The organism is Scardovia wiggsiae, assembly GCF_051045985.1.
Classification (GTDB): Bacteria; Actinomycetota; Actinomycetes; order Actinomycetales; family Bifidobacteriaceae; genus Scardovia; species Scardovia wiggsiae.
Genome location: NZ_CP157350.1, coordinates 1,059,967 through 1,076,875 on the forward strand (window position 1 = coordinate 1,059,967; position 16,909 = coordinate 1,076,875).

Genomic DNA, 16,909 nt, shown 5'->3' on the forward strand with positions numbered 1-16,909 from the left:
TATCTCAGGACAGATAAGCTGCTATTGCCCCTGCAACAGATACTACAAAGCTATTAGCCGGACCTCAAACAGGTATCCTCTTTTCTGAGGATAGCCGATACGTAACGGCTGAAGTATAAACTGAAATAAGCAAGGTACCAGCATACGGAAGGAGCGGCTACGGGCAAATCACTGCTTATCATGGACAACGACAGGTTTACACTTGCCGTGCTTGCCGCAACCCTGAAAAAGCATCTTCCCGGATGGCATATCCTTGACCCGGTTGATAAATCTTCCCTGGCTGTTTCCGTTTGCCTTTCACATCATCCTCCAACAGTGCTGCTTGCAGATATATCAATGTCCGATATGAACGGGCTGCTGGCATGCACAGCTATCAGACGCGAAAATTTTTCTACAGCGATACTTATGATGTCATCATTCAATGTAGACCATTTCGCGCGCAAGGCTGCGGCAGCTGGAGCACAGGGGATCATCCACAAAGATGATCCGGCGCTGATCGCCGAAGCTATCATACGGATAAGCTCCGGATCCCCCTTCCCCTATAAAAACATCGATTTTGATTCTTCCCAGGATGCTTTTTACAGGATCAGAAACTCTAAAAACACAGAGCTGTCACCACGTGAAGCTGAGATTGTGGACTTATGGTGCACTGGTGAATCAATGCAGCAGATCTCTGAAAAACTGGGAATAAGCCAGACAACAGTCCGCACCCACCTGCAGAATGCGGCTAAAAAACTTGGCGTGCCTAATAACCGGGCACTTATACTGGCCTGTTCGGATTTGAACCACTGACTGAGGATTATAATGATGGATGCCCATAGGATAAAAACACTCCGACACTATCTGTCGCAATATTCCAGCCATACCTGGCTTATTGTACTTTCAGTTTTCGGGCTGATCCTTTCTGTCCTTGAGATCCTTATGATTTCACCCGGAAGCGGTATTTTCTGGCTTATATTCGTCCCCTATTTAACAATGATTTTCCTGCTCCCCGTACTCACGCGGTATGGCTGCTGGGCCATCCTTTTCTTCGCCCTGCTCGCCCCATTGGTCGAAGGGCCCAATCATCCTCTGATACTTTCAGGAGAAATCATTGCTATTGGTGTCCTTGCATATTATTCCTCCCTTCAGGCATCCCTTGCCGCCCTTGCTGTGTGCATTGCCATCCATACCGTTGCTGAGGCTGTAAGCCACCAGTGGGAACCGGTACCATGGGTAGCGGTGGCTGCGCTCTACGCTGCAGGATTATTATCCGGGATAGTTTTTTCCCAGCACAGGCGGAAGCTTGATGCCCAACGTATCAGTATGGAGCAGAAAATAACGGAAGAACGGCTGAAGAATATGCAGGACAGGAAGGCCCTCGCTATACGGATACATGATTCCCTGACGAATAACCTGTCCGGTATTTCGCTTATTGCGCACAGCCATAGCGGGGCAGGCGCCATAGATAGCATCAGTGAAGCCGATGCACAGGACTGGAAGCTGGTTGCCGACCATTCTTCGCAGGCCTTCGCCCAGATACATGAGATACTGGATCTTCTGGATGACGATACATATACCCGGGATCCAGCACTGTCAGCTAAACCCGGAAACAGGCAGCCGGCGGCAGCAGGCCTGATGCCGGAATTGCACAGTTTTGTCAGCAGGGAGCAGGCACGGCTGGAAAACCTCAAATTTACCGGCACTGTAAAAATAAATGGGGCCAATACTTATTTTTCAGATGCTGCGCGTGCTGAGATACTGTCCGTCATAACTGAGATATTTGCGAACATACAGCGCCATGCGCCACAAGGCAAAGATTCATATGCCCTGGCCATTGGCAGCGATGCCGATGGGATCACAATACGTGAAACCAATGATATAAAGGATGCCAAGCCGCTGCCGGGTGCAGAAGCCTCCGGCCGCGGGCTCCGCATGCATAAAGAGGCTATTGAAGCCCTGGGCGGCACGCTGAGGATGCGGACGGAGGATAACCAGTGGATGATTTACGTGTATGTGCCTAACAGCTACTCACCGGCATTGAGCTGATAGTCGAACAACTCAGCAAAATAAGTCCCTGGCTTGATAAGGTCCCTGTATGTGCCGGTTTCAATTATCCTGCCGCCACGGAATACATATATCCGGTCAACCTTCTGCAAAGTCCACGCGCGATGGGATACAAGCACCGTAGCATGTTCATGCGAATCCTGCGACAGCGTGGAATAGATGACCTCTTCCGACTGCGAATCGACATTGCTCGTCGGCTCATCAAGCACACGGACAGGTGCAGGACGCAGCAGCATACGCGCAAGTGCAAGCCGCTGCCATTCGCCGCCGGACAGGCCCACGCCTCCCCATTCTGCGCCAAGCTGGGTATCCAGCCCCTGCGGCAGCTTGCGTATCACAGACTCCTCTTCCACAGCACGCAGGGCATCCCATATCTGAGCATCATCTACCGTACCCTCGGGAAGGCCAAGGAGGAGGTTATCGCGGACAGTAAATTCAAAACGGTTATACTCCTGAGGCATAACAGCAAAATGGCTGATACGTTCATTAAACCCTTCAGCGGTTATATCCTCGCCGTTAAGTATCAGGGTCCCGCCCTGCGCAGGCACCACACCGAGCATAGCCTGCAGCGTCGTTGTTTTGCCTGCACCGTTGCGCCCTACAAGGGCAATCGTTTCGCCCATACGGGCTTCAAATGAGATGTCAGCAACGGACGGCTCAGTTTTCCCCGGATATATTACCGTAAGGCCATCCAGCTTAAGCAGCGGCGAACCAGCTAATGTGCTGCTGCGGGCAGCGGCAGGAATATGGGCATAAGCACTTCCTTTCTGCGCATCACGGGTACTGCCATGCTGCTGCGCCGGGCTGCCGGCGGGCTGCCCAGCGGCTTCAGCTTTATCCTCATTATCGTTGCTATGGATGAATGAGATAAACGCTTCTATTGACACAGAATTTTTCGCCATGCCTCCCAGCCTGTATCCCAGGCTGGCCATGCTGACTATCCCGGACAGGATACCTACAAGGACGCCTGAAAGGACAGGGGCGCTGACATTATTGTTGATAAGCGCGATAAGTGCCCCTACAACGAAAACGAGGATTAGAAAGCCGGCAACCAGCATACCTGATAAGTAGATACGGTCAAGGTAAAGGTTGCCTTTCAGCGCTTCATCACGTTTATCATTGGCGAGCTTCGCCACATATTTGCGCCCCTGGAGCTGCGCAAGCTCGTGCGCCTGCTGCTCATATGTGATCTGGTTCTCAAAGTATTCCGACCGCCTGTTCGTTTTAACGATCTTCGGCCAGACCACAGCCTCCACATTTGCCAGGATAGCAGCAGCTACAGTTATGGGGAATAAGCACAGTATCACCAGGATGGCCGCAAGAGGGCTGAGATACCAGATCGACAGGAGCAGCGACACACAGACAACGATCATGGAAAGTATGGAGGCTATACCGCTTGACTGGGAAGACACTGCCATATTATTCACAGCTTCCCTTGCCTGGCGGGCCTCTTCCGCTTTGCGCTCACGGGTCAGGCGGGCAGGGCTGATACGTGCGATAGTGCTGTTGACCATTTTGAAGCAGGCATTCAGTATCCGGTCGCTGACAAACAGGTTAACTGATTCTGTCAGTATTGACGTTGCCATAGTAAAAGCAACAAGGACCCCTGTTGCAGCAGCCCACCACAGGGCCGCCGAACGGGAACCTGACGCTACTGACTGTGTCAGTGACCCTACAACATACGTCTGCAGTCCTGGTGTCACACCGCTCAAAGCGCTCATAACCAGTAAAGAGATAAATGCTGCAGGTGCGGTCTGCAGCGCTGTCCGCAGGCTCCATCCGCATGAATGGACCACTGCTTTCATACGCTTGCCCAGCGACTGCTTAGGCTTCTGATCCGTATTCATCGTATTCCCCTTGTCACGTATGGTCTGCCTATTTTGCCCGCAAGCCGTAATCATTATAACAAAAGCTGAATACCTGGGGACACAGGCCTAAACAGCAAAAGTGCGGTACCGATAAAGCACCGCACTTTCTTACGCTCACCCGGCTCAGTTTGGACCCAGGAACCTAAGCCTGCCGTTATTTATTCTGTCGGATTATCCTGAGGCAGCGGTTCCGCTGCAGAACTGCCTGTACCGCCGGTATCGTCAGGATGCCCCTGCAGCCCGGCATTGCCAGCACCTTCAGGCGCAATATCAGCACCAACAGGCACCGGTTCAGCAGAAGGACCTTCAGGGCTGCCGGCCTCAGTATCACCGGAATCCGCAGCAGGGATGCCGCCCCCGTTCCCAACGCTGAAATCAAAAGGCCGGCTGGTAAAAGTGAATTCACCAAGGATACCTTCGCCTTCAGCATCAACAACAATCTGCTCATTTTCCTTCAGATCTCCAAGGAGTATCTTCTCGGATATGGCATCTTCAACATCGCGCTGGATCACACGCTGCAGCGGGCGGGCCCCAAGCAGCGGATCAAAACCCTTCTGGGCGAGCAGGTCCTTAGCCGCGCCGGTAAGCTCTACGGACATATGGCGCTCGAACAGGCGGTCGTTCAGAGTCCTGACATCAAGTTCCACGATCTGGCGTACTTCAGGCTCAGTCAGCTGCCTGAAGACGATAATATCGTCAAGGCGGTTAAGGAACTCAGGACGGAACTGCCCTTTAAGCTCGCTCTGCACCTGGTCTTTCATACGCTGATAGCTGGTATCAGTATTCCCGCCGATATTGAAGCCTGTGCTCTGCGCCTGCGATATCTTGCTTGTGCCGAGGTTCGTAGTCATAATGATGATCGTATTCTTGAAATCGACCTTGCGCCCCTGTCCGTCAGTCAGGTGGCCGTCATCCAGCACCTGGAGCAGCGTATTGAAAATATCCGGATGCGCCTTTTCGATCTCATCAAACAGGATCACTGAGAACGGCTTGCGGCGGACCTTTTCAGTCAGCTCACCGCCTTCCTCATAGCCTACATATCCCGGAGGCGCGCCAAAAAGGCGTGAAGTAGAATACTTCTCGCCGAACTCGGACATATCTACGCGGATAAGGGCATCCTCATCGTCAAACAGATACTCTGCAAGCGTTTTGGCAAGCTCTGTTTTGCCCACACCCGTCGGCCCTGCAAAAATAAACGATCCGGAAGGCCTTTTAGGGTCTTTCAGCCCCACGCGGGTACGGCGGATAGAGCGAGACAGGGCTTCAACAGCCTCATCCTGCCCGATAACACGCTTATGGAGTTCGCTTTCCATGTTAAGCAGCTTTTTGGATTCAGTTTCCGTCAGCTTGAAAACAGGGATACCTGTGGAAGAAGAGATCACATTGGCAATAGTGTCCTCATCCACGACCATGGAAACATCAGATTCACCTTCACGCCAGGATTTTTCCTTGTCTTTACGTTCCTGTTCCAGCTTTTCCTGGGCATCCCGCAGGGAGGCAGCCTTTTCGAAATCCTGGTCTGCAATAGCCTTGTCCTTATCGGATTTGACTTTCTCGACCTTGATATCGAGCTCCTTAAGGGCGCTGGGGGCCGTGAGCCTCTTGATGCGCAGGCGCGCGCCCGCCTCATCGATCAGGTCGATAGCCTTGTCCGGCAGGTTACGGTCCTGGATATAGCGCGCGGAAAGCTCGGCCGCGCTCTGGATTGCCTCATCAGTAATAGTCACATGATGATGGTCCTCATACTTCTTGCGAAGGCCTTTGAGTATCTCAATAGTTTCAGCGATAGTAGGCTCAGCTACCTGGATAGGCTGGAAGCGGCGTTCCAGGGCTGCGTCCTTTTCAATATACTTACGGTACTCATCTGTTGTAGTAGCACCGATAGTCTGGAGTTCGCCGCGCGCCAGCATCGGCTTGAGCATATCGGAAGCACCCATTGCACCGTCTGCCGACCCTGCACCGACGATAGTATGGATCTCATCAATAAAGAGCACGATATCGCCGCGGGTCCTGATCTCTTTAAGGACTTTTTTCAGGCGTTCCTCAAAATCGCCGCGGTACCGGGAGCCGGCAATCATTGAACCAAGGTCGAGTGCGTATACCTGCTTGCCCTTAAGGGTCTCGGGGACATCGCCTGCAACGATCTTCTGCGCAAGCCCCTCTACTACGGCAGTCTTGCCAACGCCCGGTTCGCCTATAAGCACAGGATTATTCTTGGTGCGCCGCGACAGGACGACCATCACACGTTCGATCTCGTTGCTGCGCCCAATAACAGGGTCAAGTTTCCCATCCCCGGCTTCAGCGGTAAGGTTGCGCCCAAACTGGTCAAGCAGGGATGAACCGTTTTTCCCCGACTGATCCCCCATCCCTCCGGCGTTGACCATATCGTCATTTGAGCTGCTGGTGCCGGTATCACGGATCGCATTGATCACACTGGAGCGCAGGTCTGAGACATCAACACCCATTTTTATAAGGACCTGGGTCCCCACGCCTTCGCCTTCACGGATAAGGCCAAGGAGAAGATGCTCCGTACCAATATAGCTGTGGCCCAGCTGGAGGGCTTCACGCAAAGAAAGTTCAACAACCTGCCGCGCATGGGGCGTGAACGGGATATGCCCTGCTGGAGACGCAGACCCCTTGCCGATCATCTCTTCGATCTGGCTGCGGGCTGCATCAAGCTCAACACCTTTAGCTGCAAGGGCTTTCGCCGCTACGCCTTCACCTTCACGGATAAGGCCAAGGAGAAGATGCTCCGTACCAATATAGTTATGCTTCAGCGCACGGGCTTCTTCCTGGGCCAGGACGATCACACGCCGTGCCCTGTCTGTAAAACGTTCAAACATAAACTTTCCTCTTGTATCGTGTATCTCATAAAGGAATAACTACACTAAACTATACAGATTTGTTGTGACTCCTGTTCCCGTTTTTGATGAATTACGCCGTTAACGCAAAAGTTGCGTTGCTCTGGCTCAACTATAAATACATGCATAATCAACAGCCTTATATATCCCTGAATTTCGTAAAAATATCCCCGCGCGTTGCGTACCGGCTCTGTAAGGGGCTACACTGGGAATGGCAGGCATAGTGGCTCGAGGCTATACAGAAGGGAGTCCGCATGTCAGACACACAGAAGCTGGCCGACATCGTTGTTGGAGTTGACGGGTCAGACGAGTCTTTCGCCGCGCTGAACTGGGCGCTGCGTGAATCCGCTGCAACCGGGCAGAATGTCAACGCTGTATATGGATGGACTCATTCCTGGGATATGGGGGAACGTCCCGAGAATGAAGCTGAATGGGAAAAGATCCACAAGTTTATCACCATGGAGCTCAACGAATGGGCTGAAAGGGCAAGCCGCGGCATTGATTTCGACCGGGACAGGCTCACCCTGACTTCAGTCCATGCTGCAGGATCCACAGCGCTCCTGAACATAGGCAAAAATTCACACCAGATAATCGTAGGGAGAAGGTCACTAAGCAGGCTGGCCAGATGGTTCCTCGGTTCCATGTCGGATTCCCTCCTTGACCGCGCCCAGGTCCCTGTAACAATAGTCCATGCAGATACAGCCGAAGAAACAGCTGCCGAAGGATCAATCGCCAAAGCACTCAAACCCGAGGGTGCCGGGCGCTCCACAGGCCAGGAAGACAGTGATGAGGGAGGCGAGATTTCGGTAACCGAATCTGAAATGCTCGGTTCTGCGCTTATGCCGATCGTGGCAGGAGTAGACGGGTCGGCCGTATCCAAACGCGCACTTGCTTTCGCTGCAGAAGAAGCGCAGGCTACCGGACGGCCGCTCCAGGTCATATACTGCTGGAGGATAAAGAACCTCTCTGAGATCGCCGACAGGACGCATGCCGTGCCGTCGCATGATGAGGCCCAGGAGTATGCGGATAAAATCGTTGCCGATATCGTCTCCGATGCCCATATCCCCCAATCAGTACGGGTGAACCAGCATGCATTCCATATCAGTGCCGTAAAAGGTCTGCAAAGCGCCTCGCGGTATGCGAACCGGCTGATCGTAGGGTCCCGCGGCCTGACCGGCCTTGATGCTGTGATGCTCGGTTCAGTCAGCCGCCAGCTCCTCGACAGCGCGCGGTGTACAGTAACGATTGTCCACTAAATATACGTAAATATATGCACAGTACGGCTGTAGCGCCGGTATGGGTCCGGAACTGCCGGACGCAGCCTAATCCCTGCCTTCGCCAGCCGGCCCGTCTGCAGCTGCAGACTCAGACTCTTCAATAAGCTCAACCTCAGGATTTTCCTCACGCGGAGCCTGAGGGACGATCTCTATATCAAGGTCATCATCTACACGCAGGTCAGACTGCACCCACAGCTCGGTCGGTTCAGGAGGCTCAATCTCAGAATGCCCGCCGCAGCCATGATCCAGGGAGACCACTTTCCCGTCATCCTGGCTCCACTTATTGGCGCATACGCCAAACATGGTCCCAAGCTCGCCCTGGAGAGGGATGAAGAAAGCGCAGGATCCGCAGGTGTTGCCGTCTGCCGCCTGGGTAGACATGGACTTCGGCCCGTGCGGCCCGCTGTACCACCGTTTCGCTGTTTCCTCACGCGCGGCAGCAGTCATAACATGCCGGCGTCCAAGCATAAACTCACTGACCGCAGAAAAAACATCCTCCTGCGATGTGTCTGAGCCGGATCCCCTGTTATTACCAGGTTCCCCATTACTATCAGATGGATCCCCTGCCCCGGGCTCCATCCGGGGATCATCCTCATCAGTGCCCAAAACATCAGTAGGCGAAAGGTCGTCAGGAGTGATGCGTTCTTTCCACGGGATCCACCGTGGCGCGAGAAGCGCCTTGTCAGAGGGGACCAGCGATGACTCATCTACTGTCCATCTTCCAGTGTCAGAGTCGTGGTACATCGTAATAGACCACTGCCACCCTTCATACCCTGCGATGCCCGACTCAAAACGGTAATCATGGATATTCGCGTCTTCATCGGACACACGGGCATCCACATACCCGCCAACATCCTGAGGGTCCTCAGCAGCTTCAACAGCCGCCCTGTATGCAAGCGCCTTCGGATCCTGCTCCTGGTCATTAGTCTCAGCCATTATGCTCCTAGAACTGTTTCCTGGAAAAATTCCCTATTCCGCGGCTCTCTATGCCATGCGCGTTTAATCCTGGACATCGAAATCGTCAGCAACTGCACGAAGCATAGTTGCCAGCTTATGGGACTCCTGCGCGGAAGGGTACCTGTGGCGCCTCAGGCTGTTGCCCGCAGCGTCAAGCAGCTTGATCAGGTCTTCCACGATCGCTGCCATATCATCGGCCTTAGGGCGGGTCGCTTTGATCACTGACGGCGCAGGACCGAGCACAACAACATCCATCGCCTGGGGGCCCTTACGCCCGTCAACACGGGAAAACTCGACTTTTGCCCCCTTGCGCAGCGTTGTTACGCCTGCCGGCAAAGCGGTTTTGGGAAGGAAGATATCTTCCCCATCATCGCCTGTAATAAAGCCATAACCTTTTTTTGCTTCGAACCAGCGAATTTTTCCTGTTGGCATATCACACCTCTGTCTGCCTGATTCCACCCGGATGCTGTTACTCAGTCCTGAACAGCACACAAGCTAAAATATTCCCGATTTTTCCGTTACGTATACGACTATATACGATTCTACCCTACGATTTAGAGTTTGGCATATCCCGGCCGGGCTGCACTGCCTCTGCAGGCTGGCTTTCCCCTTCTTTCCCGCGTTTCCTCCGGCGCTTCTGTGCCTCCCTGTTCCTGCGTGCATCAGCCACGGAGATCCCTGACAGTTCGGCATAGTCATTACGGTCAAGGAACATCCTCGTCTGCGATGCAGGAAGGACGATAGTAAAGCTGAGCCCGCCGCCGGGAGTTGTTGAAGCACAGATAAACCCATGGTGGGCCTTGACCACAGCAAGCGCAATAGACATTCCCAGGCCGCTTCCTCCCCTTTGCCGGGCGCGCGAGGGGTCAGTAGTATAAAAACGCTCGAATATCTTTTCCATCTTCGCAGGATCAATACCCGAACCGTGGTCACTCACACGGATCACAACAAATTCCCTCCCTGAATTCGTCCTGTTCGCCCTCGCCACATCTTCGAGGAAAGTGCCGAGCGTCTCTTCATTCGGGTCATATTTGCTCAGGTCTGCTGTCGATGTGACAGCTTTCACCATGCTTACGCCAATTTCTACAGGCGAATCTGCAGGAGTATACCTGTGGATATTGCCGATAATGTTAGTCAGTACCTGGCGAAGCCGTGTCGGATCCCCTCCTATCGTAACCGGCGGCAGGCTGGATTCGACTACAGATATCCTGCTGCCTGCGGGGGAAGGCACAGGGGCAGGTGCCTGTGCAGCATCGCCGCCGGCATCCCTGCCGTTATATCCGTGTGTTCTGCCAGTATCCGTATGCCGCCTGCCGTTAAAACGGTTCAGCTGGGATACCGGCTGCACAGTACCGGAGGCAACCGAAGCGATCTTATTGAGCATATCATCCCCGTCAATGACCAGCCGCCCAAGCGTTATATGCCTGTTAGGGTCAAGTGCATGCAGATCTTCGGCAGATTCTTTTACTATCTGGTCCACCCCGATCTTCTGGCCGAGATCGATACCGCGGCCTTCGTCCAGCCTGGCAAGGGAAAGCAGGGCTTCGACCAGCGACGACATGCGGGTAGAGGATATTTCAATATGATCGATCGTTGCATCGGCACGTTCCTGTGCACCGGGGGTTCTGCGCTGCATCCTGTACAGCTCGGCATACCCGTGGATAGCGGCCAGCGGGGTACGGAGCTCATGGCTGGCATCAGAAACAAAGCGCTTCATCTGGTTAGTCGTATCTTCCTGTTTCTTGAAACTGTACTCAATGCGGGACAGCATGGCATTGAGCGAAGAAGAAAGGGAGCCTACTTCGGTATTGGCAGACCCCTCGGGGATACGTTCGGAAAGGTTGCCCCCTGCGATCTCGGCGGCGGTTTTCTCAATACGCTTCAAAGGCCTTAAAGCCCTGAGGATCAGTATAAGGGACAGCACTGCACCGCATACGATGACCGCAATATCAACAATGATGAAATACTGCACGACCCTGCGGGCTGCATCACGCTGCCAGAACAGCGACCGCGCAACATAAACGACATACTCAGTTTTCCCGGTCTCAGAATTAATGATGCTGACAGCCATTACACGCCAGTCCGTGGCCGCCCTTTCATAGATTTTCTGATCATAGTTATTGCTGTATATATGGACGTTGGCAGGCACCGTTACCGGTTCCCCGTCCGTCGGCACCTGCTTTTTTATGGAATCTGTTTCGCTCAGGCGGGGGACGGAGATCATATTGTTGCTGGCAAAAGGCGTAAACGGCGTGGCAAGGATGGTGTTATTCGTATCCCTGATCTGGAGGAAATAATCCGTGGGGCCGTTCGCACCCTGCGCTTCAAGGAAATCATCAAGTGCCTGTGCAGTATCCTTGGAACTCGCCGAATCCATCTGGCCGTTGGAACCAGGGGCCGGGATATCGGGGATATTGTTTTTCCTGGCAGCCTGGCGCTGGATCAGAGTCACATTATTCCTGATCGAATCAGCCTGCTGCTTCAGCTGGGTATTCGTCTGATCATTAAGTGCCGACTGTACCAGTTCGTATGCTGCAAAGGTCATGATGATCCCTGCAACAAGGATGATGACAAAAACTATAACTGTAAGGCTCACGGTCAGAGGGATGCGTCCAGTATTCAGTTTATTGTTCCGGCTGTTCCGCCTGAAAAAACCCTCCCTGGGGCTCCGATGCGCACCCGGCCTGGCACTGCCGCTGTGCCCGCGGCTTCCAGCAGCGGCAGCATTATGCGCCGCAGTACCGGGTATTCCGGATGTATCCGCCTGCGGCTGCGGTGCCCTGCTCTGCGAATCTTTGCTCATCATCCTATCCTTACGGTGCGTAAGACAGAGGCGTCTGACCCCTCACGAACTCAAACGCCTCTGCTTTCCGCTGATACCTGATAAAAGTATTCACACCTGTATGCTATGCATGCACCCCATTCATATCGCGCGGTTCGCGGATCATATACCCGATACCGCGTTTTGTCTGGATAACAGGCACTACTTTCTGCTCATTTCCTTTATCGTCAGTATACGTTACACCGTCAATCTTTTTACGCAGATAGGAAATATAGGACTCGACGATTGCCGCATCCCCACCCCAGTCGTACTGCCACACATGGTCAAGGATCTGTGCCTTGCTGAGCACACGGCCCTCATTATCCATAAGATACCTGAGAAGCTTGTATTCCGTAGGGCTGAGATCAACAAGTACGCCATGGCGGGTCACATCATGGGAATCCTCGTTTATCTCAAGGTCAGCCACGCGGATCACGGGGTCATCCTCAACCTGCTCCTTGGTGCGCCTGAGGATGGCACGGATACGCGCTACGACTTCTTCCAGGCTGAACGGCTTGGTTACATAATCATCGCCGCCGACTGTAAGGCCCATGACCTTATCCTGCGTATCATCACGGGCGGTGAGGAACAGTACCGGGGCCTCAACGCCCTGCTGGCGGATACGGCGGGTCACTGTAAAACCGTCAATATCCGGGAGCATAACGTCCAGTACTACAAGGTCGGGATCGGTCTGGGTAATAACATCAATGGCTTCTGTACCGTTTGATGCCGTTTTTACGTCAAAACCGGAAAAGTGCAGACTCGTGGATACCAGTTCGCGAATCGAAGGTTCATCATCAACTACTACAATAGTTGCTTCTGGATTATTTGCCATACCTCTTATTCTAAATATGCTCCTGATGATTACCTGAAAATTGTCCGCGAATTAGTAGCAAATTCTATGCGTCCGGGTGAAGATTGGCTCAATCCTTAGTATTAAGCTGCCTGTAGATAAGCTATAATTACTATACATATTATATGGCTGTCAAGCTGCGTAACTTGCGTGTTGTCCACATCCAGCCACATCCCATAGAATACTTCGGCTGCCATGCACGGCTGCGATAGGCTTGATCCTGCGGCTGGAACCTTTATTGCCTGACGGAGGAATATAGAGGAAAGACGCATTGCAAAAACGAAACAGGAAGGATACCGGCAGGGTCTCTGCTGCAGATATCCTCAAAAACTAAAGGAGCACTATGGCGACATACCGTGTTGACTCGGACAGGTTACAGTCCGCAAGCGCTGCAGTCAATACATCAGTAACAAGGATCCGGGAGTCTGTGGGGACAATGTATGCAAACCTGCAGGACCTCCAGAGCGCATGGCAGGGGGCAGCTGCAGCAAGGTTCAAGGGAGTTATGGAGCAGTGGCGTGCGGCCCAGCAGCAGATGGAACAGTCACTGCAGAATATTCAGCAGTCCATGAGCCGCGCCTCGGCTACATACGCACAGGCTGAGGCTGATGCCCAGCACCTTTTTGCCAGCTGACCGCAGGCAATGGAGATCGCCCATATCACAAAAAGGTTTAAGGGCCGGCTGAAAAAACCAGCCAGCCCTTAAAGTCTTCTGCAGCCTGTGCCGAATCAGGCCCAGGCCTGCGCCTTTTTAGTAGCCCATATCCTGCTGAGGGGCTGCCGGCGCCGGAGGTTCCGGCTTATTGGCAACAACTGCCTCAGTCGTCAGGAAAAGCCCGGCAATAGAAGCCGCATTCTGCAGGGCAGAACGGGTCACCTTAACAGGATCGGTAACGCCTGCAGCCATGAGGTCGCCGTACTCGCCGGTCGCAGCATTCAGGCCATGGCCCGCGGAAAGCGTGCGCACCTTATCAATAACAACTTCGCCGGACAGGCCCGCATTCTGGGCAATCTGCTTCAGCGGTGCTTCAATAGCGCGGAATACGATGTCTGCACCTGTACCTTCATCGCCGTCAAGATTGACATCTTTGCGGACATCAGCAGCAGCCTGTACCAGGGCAACGCCTCCGCCGGGAAGCAGGCCTTCCTCGATAGCAGCCTTGGCATTGCGCACCGCATCTTCAATACGGTGCTTGCGCTCTTTGGCCTCAACCTCAGTAGCGGCACCAACCTTGATCACAGCGACGCCGCCTGCAAGCTTGGCAAGACGTTCCTGGAGCTTTTCGCGGTCATAATCAGAATCGGAGTCCTCGATCTCCGAACGGATCTGAGCAACGCGGGCATCTACGTCTTCCTTAGTGCCGGCGCCGGAAACGATAGTTGTTTCATCCTTGGAAACAATAACCTTGGCAGCATGGCCGAGGACTGTATCATCAATAGAGTCAAGCTTAAGGCCAAGCTCATCAGATACTACCTGGGCACCGGTAAGAATAGCCATATCCTGCAGCATTGCCTTGCGGCGGTCGCCGAAGCCCGGAGCCTTTACAGCTACCGTGTTGAAAGTACCGCGGATCTTGTTAAGGACGAGGGTCGGCAGTGCTTCACCGTCAACATCTTCAGCAACGATGAGGAGCGGCTTGCCTGATTTCATAACCAGCTCGGCAATGTGCACAATATCCTGCTGGCTTGAGACCTTTCCTGAAGTCAGCAAAATGTACGGATCCTCAAGAACTGCAGTCTGGTCATCCGGATTGGTGACGAAATAGGGGGAAATATAACCTTTATCGAAGCGCATACCCTCAGTGAATTCGAGGTCAAGGCCGAACTTGTTATTATCTTCTACAGTAACAACACCGTCCTGCCCAACTTTATCCAGTGCCTCAGCGATCTTCTCGCCGACTTCAGGGTCGCCTGCAGAAATCGTTGCAGTAGCTGCTATCTGGTCTTTTGTCTCAACCGGCTTTGCAGTAGCAAGCAGCTGGCGGACAATCGCATCAGATGCTTTTTCAATACCGCGGCGCAATGCGATAGGGTTCGACCCTGCTGTCACATTCTTAAGCCCTTCGTGCACCAGCGCCTGGGCAAGTACAGTTGCTGTCGTAGTACCGTCACCGGCTACATCATCTGTTTTCTTGGCAACTTCCTTGACCAGCTCAGCACCAATACGTGCATAAGGGTCCTCAAGGTCAATTTCCTTTGCAATGGAAACGCCATCATTGGTGATCGTCGGAGCACCATAGGTTTTGTCAAGGACAACATTGCGGCCTTTGGGCCCAAGGGTTACCTTAACGGTGTCTGCGAGCTCATCAAGGCCTTCAAGCATGCCCTGGCGCGCCTCTTCATCATACTTAATAATCTTTGCCATACTATCCTCTTTTTGTAATGAACAATGGCTTACGTCATCACTCGCACATGTTCGTGACGCTCAACCGTCAGCTATCGATTATCACTCCCATGCTTCGAGTGCTAAAAATGAGATTAGCACTCTGCCTCGTCGAGTGCCAACTTTTTTGCGAAACACCCTAAAAAATATGCTTCAAGCGTGACCCGCCGCCAATCCGGAATAAACAGGGAAGGCAGGGAGGCCCCGGGCTAGCGGACGATCACCACTACAGGCGCAGCTATATTCGCCCTCTGGGACACGGAAGATATGCCGAGCTGCTGTGCAACGGCCTGGGCGGCAGCCTTATCTGATTCTGCCTTATACCATACTGTCTGCTGCGATGGAAGCACTGACCGGTTTGCGGGGTTCATGGCAGAAACATGGGTGTAGCCTGCCTGAGTGAGCTGGGCTTGTTTTGAAGCTGCAAGCCCCTTCGTATGCCCACCGTTATAGATAATGATCTGGGTCCCCTTATCTGCTTCCTGGCTCCCCGAGGAAGAAGACGGCCCGGAAGAGCTGGAAGCCGAAGGCGACGATGATCCCGAACCAGCAGAATTGCCGGAAGTGCTTTCCTTGGAGGATGCCGAGGGGGAAGAAGACACGGAAGCAGCCGCCTTGGTATACGACGTTGTAGGATGGCCGCTGAAAGTACCCGAGACCCACATCCACAGCAGGATGCCGAGGCATGCCGCTACAGCGACTACGATAATATAGGGGCGCAGCCTTACAGCAAGGCCTTTCCTGCCGCGATGCGCACCGCCTGGCGTACCTGCTGCCTGGCTAAACTCATCATCGACCAATGTATTATCACGATTGCTGCCGGATGCCATAAGTCCTCCTAATGATATCTACAGTGAGTTTATACTGGATCGCCATATACAATTTATATCCCTTTATAAATCGCTACAATATGTTTGCAAAATCCTGAGGCTTATACGCACCGGGATTCGGAATGCCCCTGCATCCAAAGCCTAAAGCCTGGGAAAGGGCTACAGTGCGTACTACTATAAGTCCTATGACGCAATCTCCCGCCCCTCCCCGAAAAGCATTAAGCGATATCATGGATCCCAGCTGGGCCCGCGCGCTGGAACCGGTCGAGCCCGTTATCCGCCGCATGGGCGATTTTCTGCGGCAGGAACACGCGCAGGGCCATGCTACCCTCCCCTCAAGCGGCAATATATTCCGCGCATTCCAGCTGCCTGTCAGTAATGTCAAAATCCTTATCGTGGGACAGGACCCCTACCCCACCCCAGGACATCCTGTCGGCCTGAGCTTCTGCGTCGCCCCTGATGTTGACCCTATACCGGGCAGCCTGCGCAACATTTATAAAGAGCTTATGGATGACGTCCATGTGCCTGCGCCGCCGAACGGCGACCTCACCCCCTGGGTGGAACAGGGGGTCATGCTGCTCAACAGGTCCCTGACCGTCCGCGCAGGAGCTCCGAACAGCCACCAGAGCAAAGGCTGGGAACAGGTCACCGAGCAGGCTATCCGTACGCTGGACAGCCGCACCGACAGGCAGGGGCAGCCACTTCCGCTCGTTGCAATACTCTGGGGGCGTAATGCGCAATCCCTGGAACCGCTGCTGCCCCACGCTGAAATAATCAAATCGGCGCATCCAAGCCCGCTTTCCGCCAGCAGAGGATTTTTCGGGTCCAGGCCTTTCTCACGCGCGAATGCGTATCTGGAGCAGCAGGGGGCTGCACCTGTAAACTGGGACCTCTCCCAGGGACACCAGGGCTGAGGCTTCCCGCAACAGGGATCTGTATACCCGCGCCGCTGCCTGTACACATGCTGCCGCACACTGCCCGAATATATAAAATCCCCAGCCAATATATAGATC

General features: G+C 53.6%; 13 protein-coding genes. 5 read left to right on the plus strand and 8 right to left on the minus strand.

Annotation, left to right across the window (positions count from 1 at the left end):
- The first annotated feature begins 180 nt into the window (after positions 1 to 180).
- Both ABKA16_RS04480 and ABKA16_RS04485 read left to right on the plus strand, forming a co-directional pair.
- The gene (locus tag ABKA16_RS04480) at positions 181 to 792 is read left to right on the plus strand and encodes a response regulator transcription factor (protein ID WP_381000501.1); all 612 of its coding nucleotides are present in this window, start codon (positions 181 to 183) and stop codon (positions 790 to 792) included.
- A 12-nt stretch (positions 793 to 804) separates the two neighbouring features.
- Positions 805 to 2,028, plus strand: coding sequence for a sensor histidine kinase (locus ABKA16_RS04485; protein WP_381000499.1), 1,224 nt, complete (start codon positions 805 to 807; stop codon positions 2,026 to 2,028).
- Here ABKA16_RS04485 and ABKA16_RS04490 read toward each other — a convergent pair.
- Both ABKA16_RS04490 and ABKA16_RS04495 read right to left on the minus strand, forming a co-directional pair.
- Positions 2,007 to 3,893 carry an ATP-binding cassette domain-containing protein gene (locus ABKA16_RS04490; protein ID WP_381000497.1) on the minus strand — a complete coding sequence of 629 codons (1,887 nt, stop codon included), beginning with the start codon at positions 3,891 to 3,893 and terminating at the stop codon, positions 2,007 to 2,009. The genes ABKA16_RS04485 and ABKA16_RS04490 overlap by 22 nt on opposite strands.
- Before the next feature lie 179 nt (positions 3,894 to 4,072).
- Positions 4,073 to 6,757, minus strand: a complete 2,685-nt coding sequence (locus ABKA16_RS04495) for an ATP-dependent Clp protease ATP-binding subunit (protein ID WP_007148127.1) — start codon at positions 6,755 to 6,757, stop codon at positions 4,073 to 4,075.
- Positions 6,758 to 7,029: 272 nt separating this feature from the next.
- On the opposite strand from ABKA16_RS04495, the gene ABKA16_RS04500 reads away from it, so the two are divergent.
- The gene (locus ABKA16_RS04500) at positions 7,030 to 8,031 is read left to right on the plus strand and encodes a universal stress protein (RefSeq protein ID WP_007148126.1); all 1,002 of its coding nucleotides are present in this window, start codon (positions 7,030 to 7,032) and stop codon (positions 8,029 to 8,031) included.
- Positions 8,032 to 8,097: 66 nt separating this feature from the next.
- Here ABKA16_RS04500 and ABKA16_RS04505 read toward each other — a convergent pair whose 3' ends face one another.
- The 4 genes from ABKA16_RS04505 to ABKA16_RS04520 form a co-directional block, all read right to left on the minus strand.
- Positions 8,098 to 8,988, minus strand: coding sequence for a DUF3027 domain-containing protein (locus ABKA16_RS04505; protein ID WP_381000496.1), 891 nt, complete (start codon positions 8,986 to 8,988; stop codon positions 8,098 to 8,100).
- 63 nt (positions 8,989 to 9,051) lie between these two features.
- Positions 9,052 to 9,441, minus strand: coding sequence for a cold-shock protein (locus tag ABKA16_RS04510; protein WP_007148124.1), 390 nt, complete (start codon positions 9,439 to 9,441; stop codon positions 9,052 to 9,054).
- A 115-nt stretch (positions 9,442 to 9,556) separates the two neighbouring features.
- Positions 9,557 to 11,812 (minus strand): HAMP domain-containing sensor histidine kinase, encoded by a 2,256-nt coding sequence (locus ABKA16_RS04515; protein ID WP_381000633.1) that lies wholly within the window; start codon positions 11,810 to 11,812, stop codon positions 9,557 to 9,559.
- A gap of 103 nt (positions 11,813 to 11,915) precedes the next feature.
- Complete coding sequence (locus ABKA16_RS04520; RefSeq protein ID WP_381000494.1) at positions 11,916 to 12,665, minus strand: response regulator transcription factor; 750 nt, start codon at positions 12,663 to 12,665, stop codon at positions 11,916 to 11,918.
- A gap of 361 nt (positions 12,666 to 13,026) precedes the next feature.
- Between ABKA16_RS04520 and ABKA16_RS04525 the strand changes: the two genes are divergently transcribed.
- Positions 13,027 to 13,317, plus strand: a complete 291-nt coding sequence (locus ABKA16_RS04525; protein ID WP_381000492.1) for a WXG100 family type VII secretion target — start codon at positions 13,027 to 13,029, stop codon at positions 13,315 to 13,317.
- A 117-nt stretch (positions 13,318 to 13,434) separates the two neighbouring features.
- On the opposite strand, the gene groL is transcribed toward ABKA16_RS04525, so the two are convergent.
- Positions 13,435 to 15,048, minus strand: a complete 1,614-nt coding sequence (gene groL, locus ABKA16_RS04530; protein WP_007148120.1) for a chaperonin GroEL — start codon at positions 15,046 to 15,048, stop codon at positions 13,435 to 13,437.
- A gap of 227 nt (positions 15,049 to 15,275) precedes the next feature.
- Positions 15,276 to 15,896, minus strand: a complete 621-nt coding sequence (locus tag ABKA16_RS04535; RefSeq protein WP_007148119.1) for a LytR C-terminal domain-containing protein — start codon at positions 15,894 to 15,896, stop codon at positions 15,276 to 15,278.
- A 185-nt stretch (positions 15,897 to 16,081) separates the two neighbouring features.
- Here ABKA16_RS04535 and ABKA16_RS04540 point away from each other — a divergent pair, with 185 nt between their 5' ends.
- On the plus strand, positions 16,082 to 16,810 hold the full coding sequence (locus tag ABKA16_RS04540; RefSeq protein ID WP_029246303.1) for a uracil-DNA glycosylase: 729 nt from the start codon (positions 16,082 to 16,084) through the stop codon (positions 16,808 to 16,810).
- The last annotated feature ends 99 nt before the right edge of the window (positions 16,811 to 16,909 follow it).